Below are 16,751 nucleotides of genomic sequence, written 5' to 3' on the forward strand. Positions count from 1 at the left end.
TGCCCGGCAGAGGAATGATGATATTCATCAATTTTAATTGATTATCAAAATTGAACGTTTCATCGGATTGAATCTTTCCCTGTCGATTATCTCTGTCGCTCTCGCTATATCGACAGGGAATGAAAGCGGCGCACGTCAGACCTAAAGTGGAAACGTTATTATTTGTGATTATTCTGAGCCACTCTTGATTGTATGAGCGAATATTTATTTCTTAATAATAACGGAAGTAAATAATAGAGCGAGTACAGCGACATGTGCCGGCGGCCAAATGCTGCTTAATGAGAGAAGGCATTGGTGAGCGGTCTTGTGAATCCGCCCCGAATTCGGATGAAGGGGGCGGAAGCGAGACGTTACTGAAAATGAGAGAAATTAGCGCTTCTGGATATACGTCATGGCTAGCGCGAGTGCCAGAACCAGCCCTTTGATGATATCCATCGCGTAATAAGGCACGGAGAGCATCACCAGCCCATTCTGCAAGACGCCAAGAATCACGGCACCGAGCAGCGTACCCAGCGCGTTCGGCTTGCCGGATCCCGCCAGCGAGAAGCCGATGTAGGCCGCGGCAACGGCATCCATCAAATAGCCTCCTCCAGCATTGACCTGCGAAGAGCCGATGCGCGATGCCAGTAAGATGCCGCCCAGCGCTGCGAGTAGTGAAGAAAACACATACGCCTGTACCCGATAACGCGCCGTGCGAATGCCCGCCAGTCGCGCAGCTTCTGGGTTGCCGCCGATGGCATACATCCGGCGACCGTGCTTGGTGAGGGATAGGTACAGCTGCACCAGTACCGTTACCGCCAGCATGATGACAACAATGACCGGCACCTGACCCAGCGTGGCAAAGAACTCGGGAATCACGCCTTCTGCCATTTCGCCGCTAGGCAGCACCATGTTCTGCGTGATGGAACCGCCATAGCTGTAGGTCATCGCCACGCCCTGAATGACGAATAGACTGGCGAGCGTCGCCAGCATATCGGGAATCTTCAACACGACGATGAGGAAGGCGTTGAATAGCCCGACCAGCGTACACAGCAGCAGCGTCAGGACAATCGCTCCGGTGGTGCCGAATCCATGCCAGACGAAAAGCGAGATAACCAGCGCATTCGCCAGCGAAGCGGTTGACCCCACGGAAAGGTCGAATCCGCCTACGGACAGCGAAATGGAGACGCCAATGGCAATCACCGTCACGATGGCGATAGAACGCAGAATATTGATGATGTTATACGGATCGAGAAAGTTCTCCGACGCCAGCCCGAATAGGGCAATCAGCGCAACAACCGTGATCAGCATGCCCCACTTATAGAGAAATTCGAAAACGTGGTGACGGAAGGGGAGCGCCCCGTTAGATGAAAGTGGGTGACTCACGCGGGAGTTCCTCCAGTTGAATATAAAAGTAGGGTTTCTTCGTCAATCTCAGCCGCGTTCAGCTCTGCGACAATGCGGCCATCCCATAGCACGCAGATGCGATCGCAGAGCCCGACAAGTTCAGAGAACTCGCCTGACGCATAAATAATGCCTTTGCCCTGACGGGCGAGGCCATCAATCAGGGTGAACAAGTCCTGTTTGGCCTTGATATCCACGCCTTTGGTAGGTTCGTCAAAAATCAAAACCTGTGCTTCACTGCGCAGCCACTTGCCGATAGCTACTTTCTGCTGATTCCCGCCCGACAGACGCGCCAGCTTTTGCGCCGGACCCGTGGTGCGAACCGCCAGCCGCTCAACGATCTGTTTTGCCCAGTTCAATGCCTTGCGACGGCTGAACAGTCCCCAACGGGAAAAGCTATCGGTGGCGGTGATACTGAGATTCATGGTGACGGATTCATCAATAAAAATGCCTTCTTTGCGCCGCTCTTCAGGAACCAGCGCCAGACCCTGTTCGACGGAGCGGTGCGGCGAATGCGGCCGCCAGGGTTTACCTCGATATTCTCCCTGCGCGATCTGGCAGGGCTCTGCGCCGAACAGCGCTTTACACAGCTCGGTTTTCCCCGCGCCAGCCAGCCCGGCAATGCCCAGAATTTCCCCTTTGCGCAGCGTGAGAGAAATATTGTGCAGCAGCGTTTCGTCGTGCAAACCCGTGACCTGAAGCAACGTCCCTGCTGCAGGTGTCGTTCGGCGCGGTGGGAAGATATCGTCAAGCCGATGCCCCAGCATTCTCTCTACGATCTCTTCGCCGCTGAGTCCCTGCATCGCACCGCTGCTGACAAACTCGCCGTCACGCAGAACAGTCAACGTATCGCAGATTTCGCTCAGCTCATGAATACGGTGCGAAATAAACACGATCCCGATGCCATCGGCCTGTAAACGGCGTACCACCTCGAAGAGGCGCGCGCTTTCGGCCTGATCCAGCGGGGCGGTGGGTTCATCCAGAATCAGGAAACGACATTCGTGAGATAACGCGCGGGCGAGCAGAATTTGCTGTTTCTCAGCGAGCGAGCAGGTATCCAGCCGTTGACGAACATTGAGGTGAACGCCAAGCTGATCGAGCAGCGCCTGCGCCTGACGATAGATCTGCGGCCAACTCAGCAGATGTCCGTCCTGCGCCAGCGTATCCAGCATAATGTTTTCCGCCACGGACAGCGTGGGAACCAGCGCGACATCGACTTCCTGCTGCACCAGATGAATGCCGTACCGCTTAGCATCACGCGGTGAATGGACATCGACCTGCTTACCATTAATCAGAATATCGCCCTGATAGTGATCGTAAGCGCCTGATAAGATCGTCATGAGCGTGGATTTACCCGCGCCGTTTGCGCCAGTCAGGGCATGAATCGAACCACCTTCCAGTGTGAAATTAACCTGCTTGAGGGCGTGGAAACCAGAAAAGGAGATGGAAATGTTGTGCATTTCCAGTCGGCTTTGGGAGGTAGGAATCATGGTCGGTAACGCTCTTGGCGGTCAGGGTCATGAAATAACGGAAAAGAAAGGTAGCACATATCCCAGAGAATTTAATACAGCTTCAAGTGTTTGAGAGTTATTGGCTATGAACGAAAAGGCATAAATTAAATAAAAAAGTTCTTAAGCTGGTGCAGGCAAGTGAATAAGATGGGGTTATCAATAGGGTAGCGCAGCAGATTCATCTATCAGACAAACATAATATAGAACCGTGTTCAAGAGAGGGCGCGGCGAGGAAGATTCAAACATGCACACAACGACAGTCCGCGTACAGGTTGGCCCTGCTAACTATTTCTCTTTCTCTGGCGCTATCGATAAGCTGCTGGAGTTTTATCCACCGGACGTGCTGAAAAACGCGTTGTGGATCTACGGCGAACGGGCGATTGCTGCGGCTCGACCGTATTTACCGGCCGAATTCGATGCGCCTTCGGCCAGACGCGTACAGTTTGGTGCGCATTGTAGCGAAGGGGAAGTTGCAAAACTGGTGGCGCAGGCGGGCGATGAATGTCAGGTCGTCATTGGCGTCGGCGGCGGGGCGGTGCTGGATACCGCGAAGGTCGCTGCGCGTCATATCGGCGTGCCGCTGGTGGCTATTCCGACTATTGCGGCGACCTGCGCGGCCTGGACGCCGCTGTCCGTGTGGTATAACGATGCCGGACAGGCGCTGCGCTTCGAGATTTTCACTGATGCTAACCATCTGGTGCTGGTGGAACCGCGGATTATGCTGGCGGCACCGGTGGAATACTTACTGGCTGGCGTCGGTGATACGCTGGCGAAATGGTATGAAGCCGTCGTTCTCAGTCCCCAGCCGGAAACGCTGCCGCTTTCTGTTCGGTTGGGCTTACAGGCTGCGCTGGATATCCGCAATGTGTTGCTGCAACAAAGTGCAGCGGCGCTGGAAGCCGTCGAGCGCGGTGAACTGACGCAGGATTTTCTGGATGTGGTGGATGCGATCATTGCCGGTGGCGGCATGGTTGGCGGGTTGGGTGAGCGCTATACCCGTGTGGCGGCGGCGCATGCGGTGCATAACGGTTTAACGGTGTTGCCACAAACTGAACGCTTCCTGCACGGTACCAAGGTGGCTTATGGCATTCTGGTGCAAAGTGCTTTACTGGGCGATAGCGACACGTTGCTCCAGTTGAAGGAAGCGTTTAAGGCGTTTGGTTTGCCGACCTCGCTGGCGGCTCTGGACGTGGATATTCACGATCGCGCCGCGCTTCAGGCGATTATTGCTCGCACGTTGCAAGCGGGTGAATCCATTCATTATCTGCCGTTGACGCTTAATGGAGAGGTCTTGCTGGCCGCGTTTAACACCGTTGAATCTGCTGGAAAATAAGCGGGTAGAAAGCGAAGGGCGGAGAACATTCTCCGCCCTAAAGACGATTGTTTATCTCTAAAAATTACTGCTCTGTTGCCTTTAAAAACTACTGCGTTTTCTCGTAGGGGAATGAATTTTTGATAAAGCTGGCGTAGTAACGGTACTTCGTTTTGCTTGCCATCAGCTCTTCATAAATCATGCGTGCTACGCCGCTGTAGAGATAGATGCTCCCGTTCAGCAGTTCGACTTCCAACTGGCTTTTTTCTGCATCGTATCCGACTGAAAACAACTCTGTTGATGAAACTCGTTTTCTCTGCAAAATTAATCACTCCCAACGTATCAATGCCGCATCCTGACGGTATACCACCTTTCGAGCGTTCTAACTACAGTGTGTTATAACCTGAAAAATAGTGTTATAGCCTGAAGAACAGTGTTATAGCTCGAAATATATCTCGGGTAAACAGCAGCATATCGTTATCAGTTCATGAATAATCAGTAAACGCTCACAGAATTTTTGCTCTGTCGTCCAGCGACCAACTTTGTTTGTCGTTGTCGATGAGGTGATATTCCAATCGCACCGTTAATCCTGAGCGAGAGCCCGCTGAAACGCTGGCTGGCTTTCTACCCGCCCGATGTATTGCCCGATGTGTGGGTAGAGATTGAAGTCCAGACGTGTTTTCGCCAAAACCAGTGGGACGGCCATTTGTATATCGGCACCGCTGAGCGATTCTCCCGCAAACCACTCTTGTTTACTCAAATGCTGTTCGATGAACTGAAGCTGCGTCGTTAGCCGCGGCACAATAAAGGCCTGCTCGATGCTTTGCACAATTTTGCGTGCGATGGGGCGGATGAAAAACGGCATCGGCGCGGATTCTGTTTTCGCCAAGACTAAACGCATCACCAGCAGCGGCATGAGTGAACCTTCCGCAAAATGCAGCCAGAAGCGATAGTCCAGCAGTGCCTGCCCGCTCTGTGGACGGAGCCTGCCGTTGCCGTAAGTCTCAATCAGGTATTCCACAATGGCCCCGGATTCGGCAATCGTCAGTTCGCCATCGGTAATCACCGGTGATTTCCCTAACGGATGGATTTGTTTGAGTGATGCCGGAGCGCTAAACGTTTTTGGATCACGCGCGTAGCGAATGATTTCATAGTCAACGCCCAGCTCTTCCAGCAGCCAGGTCGCACGGGTTGAACGGGATTTCTCGAGGTGATGAACGTGTATCATCAAGGTTTCCTTTTTTTCTTTTTTTATCCGTCATGTTGCACGCGGCAGGTGCGCTCATGTCTTTCAGGGGGTATGACGATTGAGTCATTACAGGGAGAGAAAACGCGCTCAGGAGATGCCTGAGCGCGGTGCTCAACGAGGTAAGCATAGCACTATTATTCGAACAGCTAGTCTTCCAATAAATAGCGGGCGTGGAAGCGCAGGTGATCTTCAATGAAACTGGCGATGAAGAAATAACTGTGGTCATAGCCAGACTGGGTCCGCAGCGTCAGCGGCCAGTCATACTGGCTTGCCAGTTCTTCCAGTTTCGCCGGTTGCAGCTGATCGGGAAGGAACTGATCGCAATCGCCCTGATCGACCAGCATAGGCAGCTTCTTCTGGCTATTTGCCAGCAAATGGCAGCTGTCATACTGCAACCACTGCGTTTCATCCTCACCGAGGTAGGCGGTCAGCGCCTTGCGTCCCCAGGGAACCTGGCTTGGGTTAACGATCGGTGCGAACGCCGACGCAGACTGGAATTGATCCGGGTTGCGTAGCGCCAGCATCAGCGCGCCGTGGCCGCCCATCGAATGTCCGCTGATGGACTGACGGCGATTCACGTTAAAATGTTGCTGGATCAGCGCCGGCAATTCGCTGCTGATGTAGTCATACATCCGGTAGTGTGCCGCCCAAGGAGCCTGCGTGGCATTCACATAGAATCCCGCACCCTGACCCAGATCGTATCCCGCGTCGTCTGCTACGCCATCGCCGCGCGGGCTGGTGTCCGGCATGACCAGCACCAGACCCAGCTCGGAGGCAACGCGCTGCGCACCGGCTTTCGTCGTAAAGTTTTCGTCGTTGCAGGTTAACCCAGACAGCCAGTACAGCACGGGCGGCGGTGTGTCATCCTGTGTCGGCGGCAGATAAATGCTGAACGTCATCGCGGTGTTCAGCGTTTCTGACACATGGCGGTAGCGCTGTTGCCAGCCGCCAAACATACGGTGTTCTTCCAGCAGTTCCAGTGATGAGGTCATCGCTGTACAGCCTCCTTTATTCTGTTCCTGACAGTAGCGCAATTAACCGAAATGAATCACAGAGCGAATCGATTTGCCTTCGTGCATTAAATCGAATGCCGTGTTGATTTCGTCCAGCCCCATGGTATGGGTGATGAAGTCATTCAGCGGGAATTCACCTTTCAGGTAACGATCGACAATGCCTGGCAGCTCGCTACGGCCTTTCACGCCACCGAAAGCAGAACCGCGCCACACGCGACCGGTCACCAGTTGGAACGGACGAGTGGCGATTTCTTCTCCAGCACCCGCTACGCCGATGATGATGGATTCACCCCAGCCTTTATGACAGCACTCTAGCGCAGAACGCATGACATTAACGTTACCGATACATTCGAAGGAGAAATCCACGCCGCCATCGGTCAATTCAACGATGACGTCCTGAATCGGCTTATCGTAATCTTTCGGGTTGATCAGATCGGTCGCGCCCAGTTTACGCGCCAGATCGAATTTGCTGGTGTTGAGATCGATACCGATGATGCGTCCGGCACCGGCCATTTGCGCACCGATAATCGCCGACAGACCAATGCCGCCGAGGCCGAAAATCGCAACCGTATCGCCCGCTTTTACTTTTGCGGTATTCAGCACGGCACCCATACCGGTGGTCACGCCACAGCCCAGCAGGCAAACTTCTTCCAGTGGGGCTTCTTTATTCACTTTCGCCAGCGAAATTTCAGGCACAACGGTGTGCTCTGCGAAGGTAGAGGTGCCCATGTAATGGAAAATCGGCTGGCCGTTTTTAGAGAAACGGGTGGTGCCGTCTGGCATCAGGCCTTTACCCTGCGTGGAGCGAATAGCCTGACACAGGTTGGTTTTGCCGGAGCGACAGAATTTACATTCGCCACACTCTGGGGTGTAAAGCGGAATAACGTGATCGCCAACGGCAACGCTGGTCACGCCTTCCCCGATGGCTTCGACAATCCCGCCGCCTTCATGGCCAAGAATCGCCGGGAACACACCTTCAGGATCTTTACCGGACAGTGTGTAGGCATCCGTGTGGCATACGCCGGTTGCGACGATGCGCACCAATACTTCACCTTTCTGCGGTGGCATCAGATCCACTTCTTCAACCGACAGTGGCTGGTTGGGACCCCAGGCGATAGCGGCACGGGTTTTAATCATTTGCATGGTGGAGGCTCCTAATGGCATTCCGTTATGGGTGGTAAATTGAATGACAGGACGTGGCATTACTCACTGTATCGTCCTCTCTTGAAAATGGTCGCTCAGGGAAATAATGGGCTCATTCCTGCTGAGCGGGTGGTTCAATAATGCTGCCCTGTTCAATAATGAGCTTTTTAAGCGCCTCGACATTCGGGCCGAAGGCGTCGCGTCGCCAGACAAGCCAGGTGGACGCGGCGGCGATGTCTGGCGGTAATTCATGTACCTGAACGCGCGTGCCTGCGGGCAGTGATTCAAGAACGGCATACGGGAGCATGGCGAGTCCGGCACCGCTGGCTACACAGGCAAGCATGGCATGGTATGAGTGGATTTCCATGATAGTACCGGGCACCACGCCATCCTGCCGGAACCAGTTCTCAAGGCGCTTTCTATAGGAACAACTGGGGCGGAAGGCAAACAGCGTATCGTGGCTGGCATCCCGCGCATGGGTAATCGGCGCGTGCGCAGGGTCAGATATCAGCACTAATCGTTCCGCAAAACACGAACACCCATTCAGCTCATCGTAGACGACAGGGCCATCGACTAACGCGGCAGCCAGCGTTCCCGCCCGCACGCGTTCGATGATTTCCCCCGATGTACCGGTATTCAGGGACAGCGAAACATTGGGGTAACGCTGATGGTAAGCCGCTAATAGCGTAGGCAAACGGGTTGCCGCAGTGCTTTCCATCGAACCGAGCGCGAAGTTACCGGCGGGTTCACCTGTGCGCGTCATGCTGATTGCTTCCTCACTCAGCGCCAGAATGCGCTGCGCATAGCATAAAAAATTGTGACCAATAGGGGACAGGCGCAGGCGCTGCTTCTCACGGATAAACAGATCGGTGCCCAGCTCTTGTTCCAACTGGCGCAGCCGCGTGGTCAGATTTGAGGGTACCCGATGAAGCTGCTCTGCGGCGCGCGCGACGGAGCCCGTTTCGGCAACGAGACAGAACATGCGGAGCTGGGTCAAATCCATATCTTTCTCTTTTTGTAATGAACTGGCATTTGATTATTCATTTTTTGTGAATTGTAGCGGCAAGTGGATCATTTCGCAACTGGCTTACGCCACACGGATGTGAACGTAACGTAAACTCAGCGCGATGGGATGTGCTCTGAATGATAAAAATGACGGACGTAATTATCATCAGGATTAATAATGGAGAGATGAGAAAGAGAAGAAAGCGATAAAATGATCGCGGCCGGAATTAATAGCACCACAATCAACTATTGCCTCGAATAGGGCATATTTTCTAATGAATAGGGCAGAATGAAAAAATAAGAATAATCACAGAAAAATAAAACCGTATTTTACCCTGACACAATAGCGGAAGCGCGAAAATAAATAGATAATTAAAATAGACAGTTAAATGTGAAGATAAATTATTGTATCGGAGCAATAGCCAGAAACTATCGCAATTCTTCATTTTTATCGCATTTATTGATGGGAAAGCGTAAAGTGCCTGCCTAAAGTGCCGATAATGTTAATGTATCGTAGGAATACTTTATCATTATTGTAAGGAAGTGTTTCTTTTTGTCATTAAAGGAAAATAACTCTAACTAATGAGAGCCTCTGCTCTTCATTAAATGACGTAACACCCGGCGTATTTCCAATTAAAAATGTGCGGCTATCTTGCAGAAAGCGCAGAGGAAAATCGCCAGATAATTTATAGGAGTCTTCTGTGAATTTTTTAAAAAATATCACCATCAGGGCAATGCTTTTAACAATATTGGGTCTGTTTCTGGTTGTATGGGGGGGCGCGTCTTTCTTTACTACCACCTCATTAAGCAGCATGACTAAACTATTGGAGTCCGGCGAAACTCAGCGTAAAAACGTAGAGATGCTGGTGAAAGGCAATGACCAGTATTTTCGTACGGTTACTCGCTTGTTGCGTTCTATGGATTTCCAGCAAACAGGTGAAACTGCGGAAGCAGAAAAAGTATTTACGTCAGCAACAACCGCGTTTAAAAACACGTCAGATCAACTGGCTGCGTTCAAAGCCGTTGGGCATGTCGGCGTCGATAAAGAAACGGCAGACAATATGATCGCTGCGTGGACCCAACTACTGGATAACGGGTTGACGCCGATGCTGAATGCCGCGCGTGAGAATCGTCAAGAAGAGTTTCGCCAGCTTTTCCGGAAAACTTACCCGCCGCTGAGCGTGGCGTTTGGCGCGAATATGGATAAATACCAGACCGCGATTATGTCGTCGTCAGAGCGATCAATGAGCGAGGTCTACGGCCTGGTTGACTGGAGTAATCGTATTCTGCTGAGCGCAGCGGTTATTGGGCTGCTTATCCTGCTGTTGACGGATCGCTATCTGGTTAACTATCTGGTCAAGCCGTTGAATATGATCAAAGGCTATTTCCAGGTACTGGCCGCCGGGCAGCTTGGTCACCCACTTGAAGAGTTTGGCCGCAACTGTGCCGGACAGTTGATTCCTTATCTGAAAGAGATGCAGGGCAGTCTGGTTAATACCGTTTCCATTATCCGTGACAGTTCTGCATCGATTCATCAGGGCTCGAGCGAAATCAAAAGCGGTAACAACGATCTGTCGGCACGTACAGAGCAGCAGGCCGCGGCACTGGAGCAGACCGCTGCCAGTATGGAAGAGTTGAGCGCGACGGTGAAACAGAATGCCGATAACGTCCATCAGGCTACCAAGCTGGCGCAGGACGCTTCTGTTGCGGCGAAGAAAGGTGGCGACGTCACGGCTGATGTGATGGCGACGATGGCAAGTATTACGACCAGTTCGAAGAAAATTGCCGATATCACCAGCGTGATCAACGGTATTGCCTTCCAGACCAATATTCTGGCGCTGAACGCAGCCGTAGAAGCCGCCAGAGCCGGTGAGCAAGGACGTGGTTTTGCGGTGGTTGCGGGTGAAGTTCGCAATCTGGCGCAGCGCAGTGCGCAGGCGGCGAAAGAAATTGAAAGTCTGATTACGGAATCGGTTGAACGTATCAACGTGGGTTCGAATCAGGTCACCCAAACCGGCGATGCGATGGATTCCATCATTTCCGCCATTACCCGAGTGAACGATCTGATGGGTGAAATTGCATCAGCATCGGATGAACAGAGTCGTGGGATTACCCAGATTGGTCAGGCTGTTACCGAGATGGATGGCGTCACACAGCAGAACTCCGCACTGGTACAGGAATCTGCGGCCGCCGCTGCATCGCTGGAAGATCAGGCACGTCAGTTAACTGAAGCAGTATCGGTATTCCAGCTGTCGGCCGCAGATGCTCCGCGTCGTTCTCAGCAGCGTTTGGCAGAGAAAGCGCCAGCAGCGCAGAAGCCGATGTTATTAGCAGCCGCTGGTGGTAAGAAAGGCAACGCCAACGATAACTGGGAAACCTTCTGATAACCCGACAACACGCGGTGTTAGGGCACTGACAGCCGCAAAAATCAGGTGATTTATCGTTAAAAGCACTGGGATAGCCTCCTGGTGCTTTTTTATTTATCACTGACTTTTTTGTTTATCACTGAATAGTTAAGACTGAACAGGCGTTTTTTTATGCATATGATTCGGCCTTGTTACTGCGTACGGGCATATCCGCCACGCTTGATAACTTGAATCTATTTCAACAATCATGACATACAATCGCTGGATAATCGTGACTCTCTCAACTAGAGTGTTGACGGCGCTAGGGTCTGACCAAGGCCGTGATAGTGCGATAGGCATAGTTACACCTGCAGGAGAATAATAATGTCATCACTAAGTAAAGAAGCCGTTATGGTGCACGAAGCACTGCTGGCACGTGGTCTGGAAACGCCGCTGCGCGGGGCGTTGTTGGATCGGGATACGCGTAAGCAACGTATTGCCGAGCATATGACGGAAATTATGAATTTGCTGAGTCTCGATCTGAGCGATGACAGCCTGGCTGAAACACCGACTCGTATCGCTAAAATGTACGTTGATGAAATATTCTCCGGCTTGGACTACGCCAATTTCCCCAAAATCACCATCATTGAAAACAAAATGAAGGTCGATGAAATGGTTACCGTGCGGGATATCACGCTGACCAGCACCTGCGAACACCATTTCGTGACGATCGATGGGAAAGCGACGGTGGCGTATATTCCGAAAGATGGCGTCATCGGCTTGTCGAAACTCAACCGAATCGTCCAGTTTTTCTCTCAGCGCCCTCAGGTGCAGGAGCGCTTAACGCAGCAGATTCTGGTTGCGCTACAAACGCTGTTGGGAACCAATAACGTTGCGGTCTCGATTGATGCGGTGCACTACTGTGTGAAGGCACGCGGCATTCGTGATGCGACGAGCGCCACGACCACAACATCGCTCGGTGGTCTGTTTAAATCCAGCCAAAATACGCGTCAGGAATTCTTGCGCGCGGTACGTCACCACAATTAAGACTTCTTATTGACGATGATGAAGAAAATACGCTTTATCATCGTCAAATCAGCAAGCATCTTCGCTTTTTCTCTGTATGTGCATACAATCGCTACTTCGATGATTTGAAAATGTAATTTGTATGCCTTCTCACTCTATACCGTCACCTCATTCGCCACCCTCGCGGATCGTTGCGCTGGATTTCGCGCGCGGCGTCGCCATTTTGGGCATTTTACTGCTGAATATTACGGCGTTTGGTTTACCGCATGCGGCCTACCTGAATCCCGCCTGGCAAGGGGAACCCACGCTGTCTGATGTCTTAACCTGGGCGGCGATGGATCTGCTTGCGCAGGCGAAATTTCTGACGCTGTTTTCTCTTCTTTTTGGTGCGGGGCTACAGTTGCTGCTGTCGCGGGGGAAACGCTGGGTACATGCACGCCTGTTCTGGTTGATGGTCATCGGTCTGATTCATGCCATTTTCCTGTGGGATGGCGACATATTGCTCGACTATGCGCTGATTGGACTGGTGTGTTACGGCATGATTCGTCATGCGGAAAGCAGTCGGTTGCTAATGCGGACGGGGGCGGTTCTGTATCTGGTGGGGATCGGCGTACTGTTTGTGTTGAGCCAGATTTTGAGCCTGCAACCGGGACGATTTTGGCTGCCGGGCATGGCGGATATCGCCTATGAAGCCTACTGGCGGGTGTTAGGCGGACCGGAAGCGTGGAGTAATCGCGTCGATCTGCTCACGGAAAGCCTGTTGTCGCTGGGCGTGCAGTACGGTTGGCTGCTGGCGGGATCGATGCTGCTGGGGGCTGGGTTGATGCGCAGCGGCTGGCTGAAAGGTGAATTCAGCACGGCACACTATCGTAAGGTTGCACTGTGGTTGATTCCGTTGGGTGTGGTGATTAACAGTGTTGGCGTAGTGGGGCAGTGGCTGGTGGACTGGGAATATCGCTGGAGCGGGCTGTTATTGCAGATTCCGCGCGAGCTGAGTTCACCTTTGCAGGCGATAGGGTATCTGGCGCTGTGTTACGGCTTTTGGGCCACGCTGTGCCAATGGCGCATCACCTACTGGATTACGGATATCGGGCGCATGGCGTTAACCAACTATTTGCTGCAAACGCTGATTTGCGTCGCGTTGTTTAATCAGCTTGGCCTGTTTATGGCGTTCAGCCGCCTGCAACTGCTGGCACTGGTTCCCGCTATTTGGATCGTCAATCTGGTTTTCTCTCACTACTGGCTGCGCTATTTTCGTCAGGGACCACTCGAATGGTTATGGCGTACGCTCACGAATGCGATAGGGAAAACGGCGTAAAGAAATACGCTACGGTGCGGCCTGCTCGTGGTGAGGCCCGGATTCGGGCTCGGCTTTTGCTGGTTGCTCCGGTTTAGCCTGATGCGCTGGCGCGGGAAGCACCTGCTCCGGCAGGACGGCAGGATAATCTGGGGCATCCTCTGGGATGGTATGCTCGGCGGGAATCGGCACCTGCGGCCCTAAAAAGCGCGGTTCGCGTTTAAGGATATACAGATCGAACAGCGCGCCCAAACGAGCGCCAAATTCACGAACCCGCACGGTCATCATGTTTTTTGGGGAGGGCACAGCGTAACATTGTGCCTGAATGCCAAGATGCAGTGCGATGAATAGCGCACGCTCACAGTGGAAACGCTGGGTGATGATGGTGAAATCGTTGGTATCAAACACTTTGCGCGTTCTGATGATGGAATCCAGCGTACGGAATCCCGCATAGTCCAACACGATATCCGAAGGTGGAACGCCTGCGGCGATCAAATCGCGACGCATCGTCATCGGTTCATTGTAACTTTGTAGCGCGTTATCACCGCTTAATAGCAGATAGCTGACTTTACCGCTGTTGTAAGCGTTAATCGTCCCTTGCATGCGGAACAGGTAATACTGATTGATTACGCCGGTACGGTAGTATTTCGCTGTCCCCAGTACGACGCCGACCTGCCGTTTCGGCAAGGTTTGAAGCTCATCGTAAATAAATGGCGCGGTTTTCCAGCTGATCCAACGATCGAGGGCAAAAGCAGAGAGCAGCAGCACGCCAATGAGGGCTAACAAACCGAATGTCAGGCGTTTCCACATGCTTATGCCTCAGGTAAGGCGAGTAGACTAATCATGCCCCAAGGCTACTTTACCTGACAGGGGGACGCAAGACGAAGGCGAGGAACGGGCGGTTTATTGATTGAATTTTCAGCGTTCGGGACGAGATGGCGTAAAAATAAAACGCCAGCCTTTCGGGCAGAAAAGCTGGCGTGATGGGAAAGTTAAACTCGGCTACCCCACAGATCGTACTCGTCTGCGTGTTCGACTTTCACTTTAACGATGTCACCGACTTTCACGCCGGTTTCGCCGTTAAGGTAAACCGCGCCGTCAATCTCAGGGGCATCGGCCATACTGCGACCAATTGCGCCTTCTTCGTCGATTTCATCGATCAGCACCAGCACTTCACGGCCAATTTTATCCTGCAAACGCTGGGTAGAAATCGCCTGCTGGAGCTGCATGAAGCGGTGGAAACGCTCTTCTTTGATCTCTTCTGGCACCTGATCCGGCAATGCATTTGCCGACGCGCCTTCGACCGGGCTGAATTTAAAGCAGCCTACGCGGTCAAGCTTGGCTTCTGTCAGGAAGTCGAGCAGCATCTGGAAATCTTCTTCCGTTTCGCCGGGGAAGCCGACAATAAAGGTAGAACGCAGCGTTAAGTCCGGGCAGATTTCGCGCCAGCGCTTAATGCGCTCCAGCGTTCTTTCTACTGCGCCAGGGCGCTTCATCAGCTTGAGAATTTTCGGGCTGGCGTGTTGGAGCGGAATGTCCAGATAAGGCAGGATTTTGCCTTCTGCCATTAACGGGATCACATCGTCTACGTGCGGATACGGGTAGACATAGTGCAGGCGCACCCATACGCCGAGCGATGCCAGTTGCTCACACAGGCTGACCATGCTGGTTTTGACCGGTTGCCCGTTCCAAAAACCGGTACGTTGCTTCACATCCGCGCCGTATGCTGAGGTGTCCTGAGAAATCACCAGCAGCTCTTTTACCCCGGCATCAACCAGACGTTTTGCTTCATCCAACACCGAACCGATTGGGCGGCTATCCAGATCGCCACGCATGGAAGGAATGATGCAGAACGTGCAGCGGTGATTACAGCCTTCTGAAATTTTCAGATACGCGTAATGGCGCGGAGTCAGCTTCACTCCCTGCTCGGGAACCAGGCTGGTAAACGGGTTGTGTGTTGGTTTGGGAACATATTGATGCACGTGCGACAGCACCTGCTCGTAGCTGTGCGGACCGGTAATTTCCAGAACCTTGGGGTGCACTTCGCGTATTTGATTTTCTTTGGCACCCAGACAGCCCGTTACGATGACTTTACCGTTCTCATTCAGCGCTTCGCCGATGGCTTCCAGCGACTCTTGTACGGCGCTGTCAATAAAACCACAGGTATTGACGATCACCAGTTCAGCGTCGTCATAACGTGGGACGACCTGATAACCTTCAGTACGCAGTTCGGTCAGAATCCTCTCGGAGTCGACGAGGTTTTTCGGGCAACCGAGGGAAACAAAGCCGATACGTGGTTGTTGCATATTATTCGCTCACAAAATAAACAGAAAATAAAAACCGGAGGATTCTACACCATAGTTGATTATCCTTATAGTCAGTGGTGTAAAACTCAGCATTTTATCGCTGTGGAGATGACGCTTTTGTGGAAGGCGCTTCGCAAAGAGGGGCTAAATAGTAAATGCGCACAGAACGTTATGGTATACTTTTTCATCATTACCATGATTCTGGAGGCATGATGGTGCAGCGAATTAAAGTCGTGCGTAAGCATCAGCGTAAAAGCAAAATTGATGATAATCGGACCTTAATGCAGATCGGTGCCCGTGCCTCAAAGCAGGCGATCAAAGAAGCGTTGGATTCCGGTGTATCAATCGCTTATATCAAAGATGGCTGGCTGGTCAGCCAAGCACCTGATGGTACGCTCTCAGAAATTAAACCCGTGGACGGCCAACCACCAATTAAGCTTAGGGAGCTGCTTTGCCGAGCTTGAGACTGGTTGCAGGCCCAAATGGATCGGGCAAAACGACGTTGACTAAAGAATTGAGAGAGACATACGCCGTTCCTTTGGGGCAGTACCTTAACCCCGATGATATTGCAAAGCATATTGATCTCCCTGCGTTGCTGGGGGAAACGGTCGATAAAGCACTGTTGTCTAATGAATCAGCCGCCAGGCTGGCACAGAGAATTTCCTTAGGTTTGAGAGAGGACTGGATTCGCGATCGGCTTTCTTTTACCTATGAGTCCGTGATGAGTCACGAAAGTCACCTCGATTTTGTAAAGACGGCAAGAAAAAACGGCTATAAACCCTACCTTTACTATGTTTGTACGTCAGATCCAGAACTCAACGAGGAGCGAATAACTCAGCGTGTCGCATTAGGCGGGCATAGTGTGCCAAAGGATAAGGTCTTTGGGCGTTATCAGCGTAGCTTGATGTATCTCTCCGAGATGATCCGACTCTGCCATCGCGCTTACTTCTTCGATAATTCAACGACTACACTGACGTTTCTTGGTGAGGTTACGCCGGATGGCTTTCTTGATATCGTCGAGGAAGCGTTTGATAACGTGCAGCCTATGTGGTTGTACAAAAATGTGATGATGTCGTGGGATGAAAATAAAATCAGGACGATTCAGCCGAGATAATCCAACTTATCATTTCCGCCGCTTTAGCTTCTGGTTTCTCTGAATTT

Annotated in this window: 15 protein-coding genes; 6 read left to right on the forward strand and 9 right to left on the reverse strand. The window is 52.2% G+C overall.

Going from position 1 to position 16,751, the window contains the following annotated elements; genetic code table 11:
* Positions 1 to 369 precede the first annotated feature (369 nt).
* Both HP572_RS06310 and HP572_RS06315 read right to left on the reverse strand, forming a co-directional pair.
* The gene (locus HP572_RS06310; RefSeq protein WP_207193806.1) at positions 370 to 1,290 is read right to left on the reverse strand and encodes an ABC transporter permease; all 921 of its coding nucleotides are present in this window, start codon (positions 1,288 to 1,290) and stop codon (positions 370 to 372) included.
* 71 nt (positions 1,291 to 1,361) lie between these two features.
* Complete coding sequence (locus HP572_RS06315) at positions 1,362 to 2,873, reverse strand: sugar ABC transporter ATP-binding protein (RefSeq protein ID WP_240585104.1); 1,512 nt, start codon at positions 2,871 to 2,873, stop codon at positions 1,362 to 1,364.
* A gap of 265 nt (positions 2,874 to 3,138) precedes the next feature.
* Between HP572_RS06315 and HP572_RS06320 the strand changes: the two genes are divergently transcribed.
* Positions 3,139 to 4,227, forward strand: a complete 1,089-nt coding sequence (locus HP572_RS06320; RefSeq protein WP_240585105.1) for an oxidoreductase — start codon at positions 3,139 to 3,141, stop codon at positions 4,225 to 4,227.
* 88 nt (positions 4,228 to 4,315) lie between these two features.
* Here HP572_RS06320 and HP572_RS06325 read toward each other — a convergent pair whose 3' ends face one another.
* The 5 genes from HP572_RS06325 to HP572_RS06345 all read right to left on the reverse strand — a co-directional run bounded on the left by HP572_RS06325 (position 4,316) and on the right by HP572_RS06345 (position 8,614).
* Positions 4,316 to 4,528, reverse strand: a complete 213-nt coding sequence (locus HP572_RS06325; RefSeq protein WP_039275478.1) for a KTSC domain-containing protein — start codon at positions 4,526 to 4,528, stop codon at positions 4,316 to 4,318.
* A gap of 261 nt (positions 4,529 to 4,789) precedes the next feature.
* Complete coding sequence (locus HP572_RS06330) at positions 4,790 to 5,434, reverse strand: glutathione S-transferase (RefSeq protein WP_240585106.1); 645 nt, start codon at positions 5,432 to 5,434, stop codon at positions 4,790 to 4,792.
* Between the two features lie 167 nt (positions 5,435 to 5,601).
* Positions 5,602 to 6,447, reverse strand: coding sequence for an S-formylglutathione hydrolase (gene fghA / locus HP572_RS06335; RefSeq protein WP_305852620.1), 846 nt, complete (start codon positions 6,445 to 6,447; stop codon positions 5,602 to 5,604).
* 42 nt (positions 6,448 to 6,489) lie between these two features.
* Positions 6,490 to 7,611 carry an S-(hydroxymethyl)glutathione dehydrogenase/class III alcohol dehydrogenase gene (locus HP572_RS06340; protein ID WP_010294737.1) on the reverse strand — a complete coding sequence of 374 codons (1,122 nt, stop codon included), beginning with the start codon at positions 7,609 to 7,611 and terminating at the stop codon, positions 6,490 to 6,492.
* Positions 7,612 to 7,723: 112 nt separating this feature from the next.
* Positions 7,724 to 8,614 carry a LysR family transcriptional regulator gene (locus tag HP572_RS06345; RefSeq protein ID WP_240585107.1) on the reverse strand — a complete coding sequence of 297 codons (891 nt, stop codon included), beginning with the start codon at positions 8,612 to 8,614 and terminating at the stop codon, positions 7,724 to 7,726.
* A 703-nt stretch (positions 8,615 to 9,317) separates the two neighbouring features.
* Here HP572_RS06345 and HP572_RS06350 point away from each other — a divergent pair.
* The 3 genes from HP572_RS06350 to yeiB all read left to right on the forward strand — a co-directional run bounded on the left by HP572_RS06350 (position 9,318) and on the right by yeiB (position 13,305).
* Positions 9,318 to 11,000 (forward strand): methyl-accepting chemotaxis protein, encoded by a 1,683-nt coding sequence (locus HP572_RS06350; RefSeq protein WP_240585108.1) that lies wholly within the window; start codon positions 9,318 to 9,320, stop codon positions 10,998 to 11,000.
* Positions 11,001 to 11,345: 345 nt separating this feature from the next.
* Positions 11,346 to 12,008, forward strand: a complete 663-nt coding sequence (gene folE / locus HP572_RS06355; protein ID WP_005967317.1) for a GTP cyclohydrolase I FolE — start codon at positions 11,346 to 11,348, stop codon at positions 12,006 to 12,008.
* A 121-nt stretch (positions 12,009 to 12,129) separates the two neighbouring features.
* The gene (yeiB, locus tag HP572_RS06360) at positions 12,130 to 13,305 is read left to right on the forward strand and encodes a DUF418 domain-containing protein YeiB (protein WP_240585109.1); all 1,176 of its coding nucleotides are present in this window, start codon (positions 12,130 to 12,132) and stop codon (positions 13,303 to 13,305) included.
* A gap of 9 nt (positions 13,306 to 13,314) precedes the next feature.
* Here the strand turns inward: yeiB and sanA are convergent, their stop codons facing one another.
* Complete coding sequence (gene sanA / locus HP572_RS06365) at positions 13,315 to 14,094, reverse strand: outer membrane permeability protein SanA (RefSeq protein WP_240585110.1); 780 nt, start codon at positions 14,092 to 14,094, stop codon at positions 13,315 to 13,317.
* 182 nt (positions 14,095 to 14,276) lie between these two features.
* Positions 14,277 to 15,590: a 30S ribosomal protein S12 methylthiotransferase RimO gene (rimO, locus tag HP572_RS06370; protein ID WP_010277324.1), complete on the reverse strand. Its 1,314-nt coding sequence runs from the start codon at positions 15,588 to 15,590 to the stop codon at positions 14,277 to 14,279.
* Positions 15,591 to 15,745: 155 nt separating this feature from the next.
* Between rimO and HP572_RS06375 the strand changes: the two genes are divergently transcribed.
* Both HP572_RS06375 and HP572_RS06380 read left to right on the forward strand, forming a co-directional pair.
* Positions 15,746 to 16,054 carry a hypothetical protein gene (locus HP572_RS06375; RefSeq protein ID WP_127156872.1) on the forward strand — a complete coding sequence of 103 codons (309 nt, stop codon included), beginning with the start codon at positions 15,746 to 15,748 and terminating at the stop codon, positions 16,052 to 16,054.
* Positions 16,042 to 16,704 (forward strand): zeta toxin family protein, encoded by a 663-nt coding sequence (locus HP572_RS06380; protein ID WP_240585111.1) that lies wholly within the window; start codon positions 16,042 to 16,044, stop codon positions 16,702 to 16,704. The genes HP572_RS06375 and HP572_RS06380 overlap by 13 nt, the downstream gene beginning before the upstream one ends.
* The last annotated feature ends 47 nt before the right edge of the window (positions 16,705 to 16,751 follow it).

Source organism: Pectobacterium sp. PL64 (assembly GCF_022477975.1).
GTDB classification, from domain to species: Bacteria; Pseudomonadota; Gammaproteobacteria; order Enterobacterales; family Enterobacteriaceae; genus Pectobacterium; species Pectobacterium jejuense.